The organism is Acidovorax sp. GW835-FHT14B10 (assembly GCF_058793725.1).
This window is the reverse complement of the sequence record NZ_JBXAGC010000009.1, coordinates 100,365-114,164: the sequence shown is the minus strand read 5'-3', so window position 1 is coordinate 114,164 and position 13,800 is coordinate 100,365. Positions and strand designations below refer to the sequence as shown.

The following is a 13,800-nucleotide window of genomic DNA, read 5'->3' as shown; positions in this document are numbered from 1 at the left end:
CAGGAGAGGACTCGAACCTCCACGATGTTACTCGCTAGTACCTGAAACTAGTGCGTCTACCAATTCCGCCACCTGGGCTTTCAGATCAGCTTTGGATTATAGAACAAGTTTTTCGGGCTTTCGGCGAGTCGCTGGCAAATTTTGTGGAGAGCGCGCAATCAGGCGCCAGCAGGCAGCGGCGGGAAGCTCTTGGCAAATAAAAAAGCCGCTGTAGATACAGCGGCTTCAATATTCTGAAAACCGTAACCGGTTCTCGTTAAACTTGGTGCCCAGGAGAGGACTCGAACCTCCACGATGTTACTCGCTAGTACCTGAAACTAGTGCGTCTACCAATTCCGCCACCTGGGCATTTCAGGAAAGTCTAAGATTGTATATCAAAAAAATCACCCCCAACGCATCCGCTGCACATCTGTCGGACGAGATTGAAGGCAGCGTGCAGGGGCACCGTGACGGCCATGGCTTCGTCCTTCGCGATGATGGCGAAGGCGACATCTACATCCCCCCGAATGAAATGCGCGCCGTCCTGCACAAGGACCGGGTGCGCGTGCGCATCGTGCGCCAGGATCGCCGGGGTCGCCCCGAGGGGCGCGTGGTGGAGATCATCGAGCGTCCGCCGCAGCCCCTGATCGGCCGCTTGCTCCAGGAAAGCGGTGTCTGGCTGGTAGCCCCGGAAGACAAGCGCTACGGGCAGGACGTGCTGATTCCCAAGGGTGCCATCGGCGCGGCCAAGCCGGGGCAGGTGGTGGTGGTCGAGTTGACCGAACCCCCGGCGCTGTTTGGCCAGCCCGTGGGCCGCATCACCGAAGTGCTGGGCGAGGTGGACGACCCGGGCATGGAGATTGAAATCGCGGTGCGCAAATATGGCGTGCCGCACGAGTTCTCGGCCGAATGCCTGGCGCAGGCCAAAGAGCTGCCCGACACGGTGCGCGCGCAGGACAAGAAGCACCGGGTCGATCTGACCGACGTGCCCCTGGTCACCATCGACGGCGAAGATGCGCGCGACTTCGACGATGCCGTCTATTGCGAGCCCGCCAAGGTGGGGCGCGGCAAGGGCTGGCGTCTGCTGGTGGCCATTGCCGACGTGAGCCACTATGTGGAGACCGGCAGCGCCATCGACATCGACGCCTACGATCGCGCCACCAGCGTGTACTTTCCGCGCCGCGTGATCCCCATGCTGCCTGAAAAACTCAGCAATGGCCTGTGCTCGCTCAACCCCGAGGTCGAGCGCCTGTGCATGGTCTGCGACATGCTGGTCACCGCCAAGGGCGAGGTGCATGCCTACCAGTTCTACCCGGCCGTGATGTACAGCCACGCGCGCTTTACCTACACCGAAGTCGCTGCCATCCTGGCGAACACCCGCGGGCCCGAAGCGGGCAAACGCAAGGACCGGGTGAAAGACCTGATCAACCTGCACGACGTGTACCGCGCGCTCCTCGTGGCCCGTCAGCAGCGCGGAGCCGTGGATTTTGAAACCACCGAGACGCAGATCATCTGTGATGAGAACGGCCGCATCGAAAAGATCGTGCCGCGCACCCGCAACGACGCCCACAAGCTGATCGAAGAAGCCATGCTGGCCGCCAATGTGTGCAGCGCCGACTTCATTGCGCAGGGCGGCCAGCCCGGCCTGTTCCGGGTGCACGAAGGCCCCACGCCCGAGAAGCAGGAAATCCTGCGGGGCTACCTCAAGGCGATGGCGGTGGGCATGACGATCGGTGACAACCCCCATCCGTCGGAGTTCCAGGCGATTGCCGAGGCCACCAAGGACCGGCCCGACGCGCAGCAGATCCACACCATGCTGCTGCGGTCGATGCAGCAGGCCATCTACACCCCCATCAACAGCGGGCACTTCGGTCTGGCCTTCGAGGCCTACACGCACTTCACCAGCCCCATTCGGCGCTACCCCGACCTGCTGGTGCATCGCGTCATCAAGGCCATTCTGGGCAAAACCAAGTACGCCCTGCCGTCGCTGCCCACCCCCGGGGAAGCCCACGCCAAGCTGGCCAAGCGCCTGGCGGCCCGCGTGGCGGCACCTGGCACCAGGCCGCGCAAGGACGTGGCGCCCCCCAGCCGCGACACGCAGGCCTGGGAGGCCGCCGGCCTGCATTGCAGCGCCAACGAGCGCCGTGCCGACGAGGCCAGCCGCGATGTCGAGGCCTGGCTCAAGTGCAAGTACATGCGCGAGCACCTGGGCGAGGAATACAGCGGCGTGGTCAGTGCGGCCACGAGCTTCGGCATCTTCGTCACGCTGGATGCGATGTATGTGGAAGGCCTGGTGCACATCACCGAGCTGGGGGGCGAGTACTTCAAGTTCGACGAGGCGCGCCAGGAACTGCGCGGTGAACGCACGGGCATCCGCTATTCCATTGGCACGCGGGTGCGGGTGCAGGTCAGCCGTGTGGACCTCGATGGGCGCAAGATCGATTTCCGCCTGATCCGCGAGGGCGAGGAGCTGATCGGCCGTGCGCTCAAGGAGAAGGGCGTGGCCCCGGAATCCGCGGCCCGCAAGGCAGGGCGTTCGGGCGGGCGCAAGCGCGCCCAGGCGCCAGAACCCTCGGCCACCGAGCGCGCCGGTCTGACGCGGGAACAGGCAGCGCGCTCGCCTGCCGGAGCAGCCAAGGCATCGGCCAAGAAGGCGGCCGTGAATGGCAAGGCGGGCAAAAGCAAGAGCCGCAAGCCGCGCCGCAGTTGAGCCGCCTGCAGCGCGCGCTGCAGGGAATGATTTGCTCTTGTATTGATAGCTGCCTGCGCTTGACTCACAAGTGCAAGCAGCTATTTTCTCAATAATTTGCGATGTAACGCGCCAGGGCGCCGGCCGTCAATGTGCCGCCGGCAGGCCAGCGGTCGGCGGCAAAGCCGTGCCGGTACACAGCCTCCGTGGCGGCACGCAGGGCATCGGCCCCCGTGGCCCTGCCGCCTGCCAGGCCGGCGCCCACCATGCCCGCCAGCACATCGCCGGTGCCAGCGGTGGCCAACCGGGCGTTGCCAGTGGGATTGATGGCGGGGGCTTGCCCCGGTGCCGCGATCACCGTGCCGGACCCCTTGAGGACCACGATGCAGTGCAACTGCTGCGCCAGTTGCTGGGCAGCGCGCAGCCGGTCGGCCTGCACCTCCGCGGCAGACAGGCCCAGCAGGCGTGCCGCTTCGAGGGGGTGGGGCGTGAGCACCGTGGGCAGCCCGCGCCCGCTGCGGTTGACCACCAGGGAGCGCAGCGCCGCATCAGAGGCCAGGGCGTTGAGCGCGTCGGCGTCTAGCACCAGCCGGTCGGCCTGTGCCAGCACGGCGGGCAGCACCGTGCGCACGGCCTCGCCGCCGCCGCAGCCACACACCACCGTGAGTTCTTCCAGCGCCAGCGCGTCAAAGCGGCGGAACATCAGTTCGGGCTGCGCTCCATCCAGTGCCATCCGGCCCTCGTCGAGCAATGCCACCAGCACCCGGCCCGCGCCGGCATGCAATGCGGCCGATGCCGCCAGCAGCGCCGCGCCCGTCATGCCCAGGCCGCGCGCCGCCAGGCCCTCACCGCCCACCACGGCCACGTCGCCGTAGCTGCCCTTGTGGCTGGCGTGGCTGCGTGGCGCGGGCAGGGCGGGGCCGGAAAGCCAGACGCTGGGGGATTCTGAAGGGGGTGATGTGCCCAAATCATCCAGCCACACGCTGCCGGCAGCGTCACGCCCCGAGGCGATGAACAGACCGGGCTTGAGCGTCAGCAGGCTGAGGGTGTGGTGCGCCTTTTGCGGTAAATGGGCTGCTGCAGTGGGGGGTGGGCTGAAACCCGCAGCGAACTGGCCGGTGTCGGCATCGAGGCCCGAGGGCAGATCGACGGCCAGCACCGCAGCCGGGCTGTGCTGCAGGGCGGTCAGTGCCGCAAGCATCCGGTTGTCGGGCGCCCGCGTAGCGATGGATGTGACGCCAATCCCCAGCAAGGCATCGATGCACAGGTCCGCGGCCGTCATGCCGGTGGGTGCTTCGTCGGCCCATGTAACGCCTGCGGCCTGCGCGCGCTGCCACGACTGGCGGGCGTCGGCGGGGGCGTGCTCCGGGTGGCCCAGCCAGGTCACCACCACCCGTCGCCCATCACGCTGCAAATGCATGGCTGCCTCCAGCCCGTCGCCGCCGTTGTTGCCGGGGCCGCAGGCAATCCACACCGTGCGGGCATGGGGTGCCAGCGCGCGTGCCAGCCGTGCCACGGCCAGGCCGGCGCGCTGCATGAGGGTGTGGGGCGGCAGGCTCGCGGCGGCTTGCCGTTCCGTGCGCCGGGTGGCTGCGGTGTTGAACAGGGGGTGCGGCTGCTGCGGCGTGATGGGGTGCATGGCTGCGTTTTTCCGGAGTGGATTCGATCGGCGCAAAGCGTGTCAACCCATTATTGCGTCAGGCCCCAAAGCCCGGCGCAAAGGCCTCGCGCAGCCATTCCACGAAAACCGACACCGCGCGCGGCACATGGGCCGAATAGGGGCGGATGGCATGGATCGTCTCGCTGAAGGTGCCCACGGGGCGCCAATCCGGCAGCACCTCGACGAGCTTGCCCGCCTGCAGCGCGGCCTGCGCGCTGAAGTCGGGCACCAGCGCAATGCCCAGGCCCGCCAGCGCGGCATCGCGCAGGGCTTCGCTGTTGTTGGCGGCCAGCGGGCCGGTCACGGGCACGGTCACGCGCGGCGAAGCGCCGGGCACCTGGGGCTCGAAAGTCCATGCCGGGGCTTCCTGGGTGCGGGGGTAGTGCAGGCAGTCGTGCTGGCGCAGGTCGTCGGGCGCACGGGGCGTGCCAGCGCGGCGCAGATAGGCGCGGTTGGCCACCAGCACCGACCGCGTGGTGCACAGCCGCCAGGCCACGTGGGTGTCGGGGGCCACGGCGGTGTGGCGGATGGCCAGGTCCAACCCTTCGAGGGTCAGCGAGCGCAGGTTGTCCGACAGGTCCAGCTCCAGCCGCACCTCGGGGTAGGCGCGCAGAAATGTCGGCAGCCGCGGCACCAGTTGCTGGCGCGCCAGCGCCACCGGGGCGGTCACGCGCAGGCGGCCCTGGGGCACTCCGGCGCGGTCGCGCACGCCGGCAAAACTCTCGGCAATGCGCTCGAAGGCGCCGCGCGTGTCGTCCACCAGTTGCCGCCCCGCCTCGGTCAGGCCCACGCTGCGGGTGGTGCGCCGCACGAGCGGCACGCCCGCGGCGCGCTCCAGCTCCGCGATGTGCTGGCTCATGGCCGCCTTGCTCACGCCCAGCCGCGCCGCCGCGCCGGTGTAGCTGCCTTGCTCGCCCAGTACCACCAGCCAGTGCAGGTGGGACCAGAGGGCTTCGGGTTGGGTGTGGTCTGTCGATTTCATGGTGCTATTGTTCACCAATGTGAACAATCATTTCACGGCGGCGGCCTTGGCGCGGCGGGGTTTGGTTCCTAGACTGCAGGCCACGTTCCACTGTTTTTGAAAGAGGTTTGCATGACCACCGCCACCCAGCCCATCCCCATTGGCCACTACATCCAGGGCGCGCGCGTTGCCGGCGCCAGCACCCGCCGCCAGGATGTGACCAATCCCGCCACGGGCGCGGTGACCGGCCGCGTCGCGTTGGCCCACCGCGCGGATGTGGACGCAGCCGTGGCTGCTGCGCAGGCGGCCTTTCCGGCCTGGGCCGACACGCCGCCCATCCGCCGTGCGCGCGTGCTGTTCAAGTTTCTGGAACTGGTCAACCAGAACAAGGATGCGCTGGCCCGTGCCATCACCGCCGAGCATGGCAAGGTGTTCACCGACGCGCAGGGCGAGGTGGCGCGCGGCATCGACATCATCGAGTTCGCCTGCGGCATCCCGCAATTGCTCAAGGGTGACTTCACCGACCAGGTGAGCACGGGCATCGACAACTGGACGTTGCGCCAGCCCCTGGGGGTGGTGGCAGGCATCACGCCGTTCAACTTCCCGGTGATGGTGCCCATGTGGATGTTCCCGGTGGCCATTGCGGCGGGCAATACCTTCGTGCTCAAGCCCAGCCCGACCGATCCCACGGCCTCGCTGATGATGGCCGATCTGTTCCAGCAGGCGGGGTTGCCCGACGGTGTGTTCAACGTGGTGCAGGGTGACAAGGAGGCGGTGGACGCGCTGATCGAACACCCCGATGTCAAGGCGATCAGCTTTGTCGGCTCGACCCCCATCGCCAACTACATCTACGAAACCGGCGCCCGCCACGGCAAGCGCGTGCAGGCCCTGGGTGGCGCCAAGAACCACATGGTCGTCATGCCCGATGCCGACATCGACCAGGCGGTGGACGCCCTCATCGGCGCGGGCTACGGCTCGGCCGGCGAGCGCTGCATGGCCATCAGCGTGGCCGTGTTGGTGGGCGATGCCGCCGACAAATTGGTGCCCAAGCTCATCGAGCGCACCAAGGCGCTCAAGGTGCTCAACGGCACCAACCTGGCCGCCGAGATGGGCCCCATCGTCACCCGTGCCGCCCACGAGCGCATCTCGGGCTATATCGACCTGGGCGTGAAGGAAGGCGCGCAACTGCTGGTGGATGGCCGTGGCTTTGATGGCAAGCAGGCGGGAGAGGGCTGCGAAGGCGGCTTCTGGCTGGGCGGCACGCTGTTCGACCACGTCACGCCGGACATGCGCATCTACAAGGAAGAAATCTTCGGCCCCGTGCTGGCGGTGGTGCGTGCCAAGGATTTTGGTGAAGCGGTGAAACTGGTCAACGACCACGAATTCGGCAACGGCGTGGCTTGCTTCACGCGCGACGGCAACGTGGCCCGCGAGTTTGGCCGCCGCATCCAGGCCGGCATGGTCGGCATCAACGTGCCGATCCCGGTGCCCATGGCCTGGCACGGCTTTGGCGGCTGGAAGCGCAGCCTGTTTGGCGACATGCACGCCTATGGCGAAGAAGGCGTGCGCTTCTACACCAAGCAAAAGAGCATCATGCAGCGCTGGCCCGAGAGCACACCCAAGGGCGCCGAGTTCGTGATGCCGACGGCGAAGTAAGGCGGATACGGCACTGCATGCAACAAAGGGGCCATCGGCCCCTTTGTTTTATGGCGGTGTGGCGCACGCGGTCGCACGCCATCTCCGGTCCTTGGCCATTCAAAAGCGCTGGATACCCAGCCCCTCCAGGCTGATATCCGGGCCGCGCTGGCCGATCAGGTCTGCCACGGCGCGGGCGCAGCCGCTGGCCAGTGCCCATCCGCCCGCGCCATGGCCCGTGTTGAGCCACAGGCCCGGCACGCCGCTGGCCCCCACCACGGGCGCGCTGTCGGGCAGCGTGGGGCGTGCTCCGCGCCATACCTGCAGCCCGGACGAGAGCAGGGCGCCGCCGGGGAACCAGTCGTTCAGGGTCCGGTAGAGCTGTTGCAGCGTGGGGACGTGGTGTGCGGCATCCGTCGCGCCCAGTTCGGCGCCACCCGCGATGCGCACACGCTGGCCCAGCCGCGTGATGCTGATCTGCAGCTGGCTGTCCACCACGCTCGCCACCGGCGCATGCAGGGCCTCGCGCAGCGGGGCACTGACGGAATAGCCATGTACCGCCGCCATCGGCAGGCGCGGGCCCAGGGGGCGCAGCAGGGCGGCCGACGCGATGCCGGCGCACAGCACGACAGCATCGAACGAGCGGGTGCCGCTTTCGCCCTGCACCTGCACGCCCAGGGGCTGGGAGGCCAGCCGGGCCACGCGGGTGCCAAAGGCAAATTGCACGCCGCCGGCCTGGGTGCCCTGGCGCAGCAGTTGGGCGAACAGCCGGCAGTTGCCGGCCATGGCGTCGGGCAGGTGCAGCGCCCCCGCCAGCGGGGTTTCGGGGCACAGGCCGGGCTCGATCTGGCGTGCGGCGTCGGCATCGATCTCGCGCAGCGCAATCCCGGCGTCGCGCAGAACCTGCAGGGCGGGTTGCCAGCGGGCCTGTTCCTGCGCGGTGCGCAGCAGGATGAGGCGCCCCTGGCTGCTTTCAAAATCCAGCTCGTGTTGCGCGGCGATGTGCTGCAGGCGCTGCTGGCTGTAGCGTGCCAGGCCCTCCAGGGTCGACAGCTGTGCGGCCGGTGCGCCGCGCCGCGCTGCGCGCCGCCAGCGCCACAGCCATGCCAGGTCGGTGCCTTTGAAGCCTTCGGCCAGCCGCAGCGTGGCGCGGCGGCCCAGGAGCTTCAGAGGCGTGCCCAGGCCGGGTGTGCCCCAGGGTGTGAGCAGGTGCGGCGCCAGCAGGCCGGCGTTGGCAAAGCTGGCCTCCTCGGCGGCGGCGTTGCGTTGTTCGAAGACGGTGACCTCGTGGCCATCATGGGCCAGCTCGTATGCGGTGGACACGCCGACAATGCCGGCGCCCACGATGGCGATTTTCATGAAATTGAATGGTTTTCTCTAGCGCTTGATGGTAAAGCGCTGGTAGCTATTATTTTTGTAGTATCTGCTCGATCTGCAGGCCCACGTTGAGTACCGCGTCGTCGTGCAAGGCAGCGTGCCAGACCATCAGCCCGACCGGGAGTTCCCCGGCCACATGGCAGGGCAGCGACAGCGCGCAGCCATCGAGCATGTTCACCACGCTGGTGTTGCGCAGCAGCAGGGCGTTGACGCGGAAGAACTCGGCATCGCGCTCGGCGCCAGGCGCCACCTCGGCGATGGGGGGGGGCACCATCGGCACCGTGGGCGAGAGCAGGGCGTCGTAAGGGGCCAGTGCGGCGTCCATGCGGGTTATCCAGCGCTGGCGGGCCTGTAGCAGATCGATGTAGTCCGCGGCCACCATGGTGGCGCCACGCTCGATGCGGCTGCGTACCCGCGGATCGTATTGCGCCGCCTGCCGCGCCAGCAAGGGGCGGTGCCAGGCGTGGCTTTCTGCCGCCGACAGGCTGCCGCCCGCCTGCATGGGGCCGAGTTCGGCCGTCAGCGGCAGGTCGATTTCTTCAATGTGGGCGCCCGCTTGGCGCAAGGTGTCCAGCGTGCGGCCGAATGCCCGGGCCACCGTGGCATCCAGGTTGTCGAGGAAGGTGGTGGATGGCACGGCCAGCCGCCACCAACGCAGGGGGGCGGGGCTGCGCGTGACGCGCCGCGCGGCCAGCACCTCGTGCACCACGATGGCATCGCGCACGCTGCGCGTCATGGCGCAGGCCGTATCCAGCGTGGTGGACAGCGGAATGGCGCCCGCCGTGGGCACCAGCCGGGCCGTGTTCTTGAAGCCCACGATACCGTTGAGCGCCGCGGGGATGCGGATGGAGCCGCCCGTGTCCGAGCCCAGGCCCACAAATGCGGCCCCGGTCGCCACCGACACGGCCGCGCCCGAAGACGAGCCTCCGGGAATTCTCGGCGCCCCCGGCAACGCGCCAAAGCGCCCATCCCACGCTGCGGGCGTGTCAAAGTGCGGGTTCACGCCGACACCCGAGAAGGCAAATTCCACCATGTTCGTGCGGCCGATGACCGTGCCGCCGGCGGAGCGCAGGCGGGCGACGGCAGGGCAATCGTGCGGCGCCGGCGCCGCGTCGGCCAGGGCCGTGGAGCCGGCGGCGGTGGGTTGGCCGGCGATGTCAAACAGATCCTTGACCGATACGGAAAGCCCGGCCAGCGGCAACCGGGTGAGATCGCCTGGCACCGGGAGGGTGTGCGCTGCATCCGGCATAAGGCGCAAGAAGGCATGGGTGCAGGCGGCAGACTGTGCCGCATCCAGGCACTGCTCCAGTGCCGCAGTGGCGGTGTGGGTGCCGTCCTGCAGGCGCTGGCGGGTGGAGGTGAGGTCAATAAGCATGGCTGTGCTAGAATCTTTGGGTTTTGCTGAGAGCGTCGGCGCGTGCAATGCCTTCGGTGGTGTGTTCTGCGAAGGCGGCAAAACCAATCGCAAACCAGCCCTGTCAAGGTGTTGCGTCTTCGTGCAGATGCACGGCGGCGCAAGTATTGGGGCTGGATTTTAGACCCAACCTTTGGAGTATTTTTATGTCCGTTACCATGCGCGAAATGCTGGAAGCAGGTGTCCACTTCGGTCACCAGACCCGCTTCTGGAACCCCAAGATGGCCCCCTACATCTTCGGCCATCGCAACAAGATTCACATCATCAACCTGGAAAAGTCGCTGCCACTGTTCCAGGAAGCCCAGAAGTTCGCCAAGCAGCTGGCTGCCAACCGCGGCACGATCCTGATGGTCGGCACGAAGCGCCAGGCCCGTGAAATTCTGGCCACCGAAGCACAGCGCGCTGGCGTGCCTTTTGTGGACCAGCGCTGGCTGGGCGGCATGCTGACCAACTTCAAGACCGTCAAGACCTCGATCAAGCGCCTGAAGGACATGAAGGCCCAGCTCGAAACCGGCCTTGACAGCCTGAGCAAGAAAGAGCAGTTGACGTTCAGCCGCGAAATCGCCAAGCTGGAGAAGGACATCGGTGGCATCCAGGACATGGCGGCCTTGCCCGACGCGATCTTCATCATCGACGTGGGTTTCCACAAGATCGCCGTGGCCGAAGCCAAGAAGCTGGGCATTCCGCTGATCGGTGTGGTGGATACCAACCACTCGCCCGAAGGCATCGACTACGTGATCCCCGGCAACGACGACTCTGCCAAGGCTGTGACGCTGTATGCACGCGGCATCGCTGATGCGATCATCGAAGGCCGTGCCAACGCCGTGAACGAAGTGGTCAAGGCGGTTGCCTCCGAAGGCGGCGATGAATTCGTGGAAGTGCAAGAGTCCGCTGCCTGAAGTCCCGACTGCGCGATGTATCGCGGATAAAAGCGGGGCCCCTGGTGAGCCCCCTTTTTTTTAGCCCGAATCTGAACTGACTGAACTGAATACTGAAGGAATAAAGATGGCTGCAATTACCGCAAGCATGGTGGCTGAACTGCGTGGCAAGACCGACGCTCCCATGATGGAATGCAAGAAGGCCCTGACCGAAGCCGACGGCGACATGGCCAAGGCCGAAGAGTTGCTGCGTGTCAAGCTCGGCACCAAGGCTGGCAAGGCCGCTTCGCGCATCACTGCTGAAGGCGTGGTCGCCAGCTTCATCAACGGCAACCTGGGTGCGTTGATCGAAGTCAACAGCGAAACCGACTTCGTCTCCAAGAACGACAGCTTCATCGCCATGGCCAACGCTGCCGCCAAGCTGGTGGCCGAGCACAACCCCGCCAGCATTGAAGCCCTGGGCGCGCTGCCCTACGAGCAAGACAGCTTCGGCCCCACGCTGGAAGACGTGCGCAAGGGTCTGATCGGCAAGATCGGCGAGAACATGTCGTTCCGCCGCTTCAAGCGCTTCAGCGGCTCCAGCCTGGCGGCCTACCTGCACGGCTCGCGCATCGGCGTGGTCGTCGAGTTCGACGGTGATGCAGCTGCCGCCAAGGATGTGGCCATGCATGTGGCCGCCATGAAGCCCGTGGCGCTGACCAGCGTCGACGTGCCTGCCGAACTGATCGCCAAGGAGCGTTCTGTCGCCGAAGGCAAGGCCGACGAAGCCAACAAGGAACTGGTGGCTGCCGGCAAGCCTGCGCAAAGCGCGGAAATCACCGCCAAGCGCATCGACGGCGCTGTGCAGAAATACCTCAAGGAAGTCTCGCTGGCCGACCAGGTCTTCGTGAAGGCTGCCGACGGCAAGCAGACCGTGGCCCAGATGCTCAAGGCTGCCAACACCAACGTGAAGGGCTTCACGCTGTATGTCGTGGGTGAAGGCATCGAGAAGAAGGTGGACGACTTCGCCGCCGAAGTGGCTGCGCAAGTGGCTGCTGCCAAGGCTGCTGCCTGATCGTTTCCGTTATCCCCCAAGCCCCGTTCCTATCACCGGAGAAAGTCCCCATGTCCCACGCTGCACCAGCCCACAAGCGCATCCTGCTCAAGCTGTCTGGTGAGGCGCTGATGGGGGATGATGCCTTCGGCATCAACCGCACCACCATCGTTCGCATGGTGGAGGAGATCGCCGAGGTCACCCGCCTGGGCGTCCAGGTGGCGGTGGTGATCGGTGGGGGCAATATTTTCCGTGGCGTCGCGGGCGGCTCGGTTGGCATGGACCGTGCCACCGCCGACTACATGGGCATGCTGGCCACCGTGATGAACGCGTTGGCCCTGGCCGATGCGATGAACAAGCAGGGCCTGGTGGCGCGCGTGATGTCTGCCATTGCCATCGAGCAGGTGGTCGAGCCCTATGTGCGCCCCAAGGCCTTGCAGTACCTCGAAGAGGGCAAGGTCGTCGTGTTTGCGGCTGGCACGGGCAATCCTTTCTTCACCACCGACACGGCCGCTGCCCTGCGCGGTGCCGAAATTGGCGCCGAGCTGGTGCTCAAGGCCACCAAGGTGGACGGCGTTTATACTGCCGACCCCCAGAAGGATCCCACGGCCACGCGCTACACGAAGCTCAGCTTCGACGAGGCCATGTCCCGCAATCTGGGCATCATGGATGCGACTGCCTTCGCCTTGTGCCGCGACCAGAAGCTGCCGGTGAAGGTGTTCTCCATCATCAAGCACGGCGCCTTGAAGCGCGTGGTGATGGGTGAAGACGAAGGTACGTTGGTTTACGCTTGATCACGATGGATGGGCCTGCACCGGATGCAGGCCGGCCCCAGGAGAAAACATGACGATTGCCGACATCAAGAAGACTGCCGAAACCAAGATGGACCAGTCCATCACCGCATTCAAGAACAACCTGCAGAAGATTCGCACCGGCCGTGCCAACCCTGCGCTGCTGGACACCGTGCAGGTGGAGTACTACGGATCGTTTGTGCCGTTGAGCCAGGTCGCCAATGTGGCCCTGATCGACTCGCGCACCATCAGCGTGCAGCCCTGGGAAAAGGGCATGGGCGCCAAGATCGAGAAAGCCATCCGCGAAAGCGATCTGGGGCTGAACCCTGCGTCCATGGGTGATCTGATCCGCGTGCCCATGCCGCCCATGAGCGAAGAGCGTCGCAAGGAAATGACCAAACTGGCGCGCAATGAAGGCGAGAGCGCCAAGATCGCCGTGCGCAACCTGCGCCGTGACGCCAACGAATCCGTCAAGAAGCTGGTCAAGGACAAGCTGGCATCGGAAGACGACCAAAAGCGCGCCGAAGCCGAAGTGCAGAAGTTCACCGACAGGCACATCGCGGAGATCGACTCTCTGGTGGCGGGCAAAGAACAGGAAATCATGGCGGTCTGAGCCGTCCATTGACGGGCCTGATCGTTCTACATGTCTGAACCCAAGGTGGTGCCACACCACATTGCCATCGTCATGGATGGCAACGGCCGTTGGGCTACGCGCCGCTTCCTGCCGCGCCTGGCGGGCCACAAGCAAGGGGTTGATTCGCTGCGCCGTTGCGCACGCGCTTGCGTGCAGCGGGGCGTGGCCGTGCTGACCGTCTTTGCGTTCTCATCCGAAAACTGGAACCGTCCGGTCGATGAGGTCTCTGGCCTCATGGAACTGTTGGCGATGGCGCTGGCGCGCGAGGTGCCGCAGCTCAAAAAAGACGGCGTTCGCCTGTACTTTGTGGGCGAGCGCGCGGGCCTATCATCCAAGGTGCGTGACGGCCTGGCACGGGCGGAGGCCGCCACAGCGGAAAACACCCGCCTCGTGCTCAACGTGTGCTTCAACTACGGCGGCCGCTGGGACATCGCCCGGGCCGCTGCGTCGCTGGCAGTGCGCGGCGAACCCATCACCGAGGCCAGTCTGAATGGCGCGATGGGCCTGGCCCATGTGCCCGACCCGGACCTGGTGATCCGTACCGGGGGCGAGATGCGGATCAGCAACTTTTTGTTGTGGCAGGCCGCATACTCCGAGTTGTTTTTCAGCGACCGGCTCTGGCCGGATTTCGACGAATCGGCACTGGATGAGGCGATTGCCGCCTTCAGTGCACGCGAGCGCCGTTTTGGCAAAACCTCCGAACAAATCCTGACCGCGCATCCCGTCCCGGTGCTCGGCTGAATAGGCCC

At 66.2% G+C, this 13,800-nt stretch carries 11 protein-coding genes and 1 tRNA gene; 7 read left to right on the top strand and 5 right to left on the bottom strand.

Translation table 11 applies throughout. From position 1 onward, the window contains the following. Window positions 1-263: 263 nt before the first annotated feature. Window positions 264-348 (bottom strand) — tRNA-Leu (locus AC1Q5S_RS09195). A 19-nt stretch (window positions 349-367) separates the two neighbouring features. Here AC1Q5S_RS09195 and rnr point away from each other — a divergent pair. Next, complete coding sequence (rnr, locus tag AC1Q5S_RS09190) at window positions 368-2,689, top strand: ribonuclease R (protein ID WP_492238692.1); 2,322 nt, start codon at window positions 368-370, stop codon at window positions 2,687-2,689. Between the two features lie 88 nt (window positions 2,690-2,777). On the opposite strand, the gene AC1Q5S_RS09185 is transcribed toward rnr, so the two are convergent. Together AC1Q5S_RS09185 and AC1Q5S_RS09180 are read right to left on the bottom strand one after the other, a co-directional pair. Continuing rightward, complete coding sequence (locus tag AC1Q5S_RS09185) at window positions 2,778-4,307, bottom strand: NAD(P)H-hydrate dehydratase (protein WP_492238691.1); 1,530 nt, start codon at window positions 4,305-4,307, stop codon at window positions 2,778-2,780. 58 nt (window positions 4,308-4,365) lie between these two features. Continuing rightward, the gene (locus tag AC1Q5S_RS09180) at window positions 4,366-5,310 is read right to left on the bottom strand and encodes a LysR family transcriptional regulator (RefSeq protein WP_303835906.1); all 945 of its coding nucleotides are present in this window, start codon (window positions 5,308-5,310) and stop codon (window positions 4,366-4,368) included. 111 nt (window positions 5,311-5,421) lie between these two features. On the opposite strand from AC1Q5S_RS09180, the gene AC1Q5S_RS09175 reads away from it, so the two are divergent. After that, complete coding sequence (locus tag AC1Q5S_RS09175; protein WP_303835908.1) at window positions 5,422-6,945, top strand: CoA-acylating methylmalonate-semialdehyde dehydrogenase; 1,524 nt, start codon at window positions 5,422-5,424, stop codon at window positions 6,943-6,945. Between the two features lie 99 nt (window positions 6,946-7,044). Here the strand turns inward: AC1Q5S_RS09175 and AC1Q5S_RS09170 are convergent, their stop codons facing one another. Continuing rightward, window positions 7,045-8,283, bottom strand: coding sequence for an FAD-dependent oxidoreductase (locus tag AC1Q5S_RS09170; RefSeq protein ID WP_303835910.1), 1,239 nt, complete (start codon window positions 8,281-8,283; stop codon window positions 7,045-7,047). A 49-nt stretch (window positions 8,284-8,332) separates the two neighbouring features. Beyond that, the gene (locus tag AC1Q5S_RS09165) at window positions 8,333-9,676 is read right to left on the bottom strand and encodes an amidase (RefSeq protein WP_492238690.1); all 1,344 of its coding nucleotides are present in this window, start codon (window positions 9,674-9,676) and stop codon (window positions 8,333-8,335) included. A gap of 185 nt (window positions 9,677-9,861) precedes the next feature. On the opposite strand from AC1Q5S_RS09165, the gene rpsB reads away from it, so the two are divergent. From rpsB to uppS, 5 genes are all read left to right on the top strand, one after another. Then, window positions 9,862-10,614 carry a 30S ribosomal protein S2 gene (gene rpsB / locus AC1Q5S_RS09160; RefSeq protein ID WP_303833539.1) on the top strand — a complete coding sequence of 251 codons (753 nt, stop codon included), beginning with the start codon at window positions 9,862-9,864 and terminating at the stop codon, window positions 10,612-10,614. Window positions 10,615-10,720: 106 nt separating this feature from the next. Beyond that, complete coding sequence (gene tsf, locus AC1Q5S_RS09155; RefSeq protein ID WP_303833540.1) at window positions 10,721-11,647, top strand: translation elongation factor Ts; 927 nt, start codon at window positions 10,721-10,723, stop codon at window positions 11,645-11,647. Between the two features lie 50 nt (window positions 11,648-11,697). Beyond that, window positions 11,698-12,420 carry a UMP kinase gene (pyrH, locus tag AC1Q5S_RS09150; RefSeq protein WP_303833541.1) on the top strand — a complete coding sequence of 241 codons (723 nt, stop codon included), beginning with the start codon at window positions 11,698-11,700 and terminating at the stop codon, window positions 12,418-12,420. A 49-nt stretch (window positions 12,421-12,469) separates the two neighbouring features. Further along, the gene (gene frr, locus AC1Q5S_RS09145) at window positions 12,470-13,030 is read left to right on the top strand and encodes a ribosome recycling factor (RefSeq protein WP_303833542.1); all 561 of its coding nucleotides are present in this window, start codon (window positions 12,470-12,472) and stop codon (window positions 13,028-13,030) included. Between the two features lie 30 nt (window positions 13,031-13,060). Beyond that, window positions 13,061-13,792 (top strand): polyprenyl diphosphate synthase, encoded by a 732-nt coding sequence (gene uppS, locus AC1Q5S_RS09140; protein ID WP_303833543.1) that lies wholly within the window; start codon window positions 13,061-13,063, stop codon window positions 13,790-13,792. The last annotated feature ends 8 nt before the right edge of the window (window positions 13,793-13,800 follow it).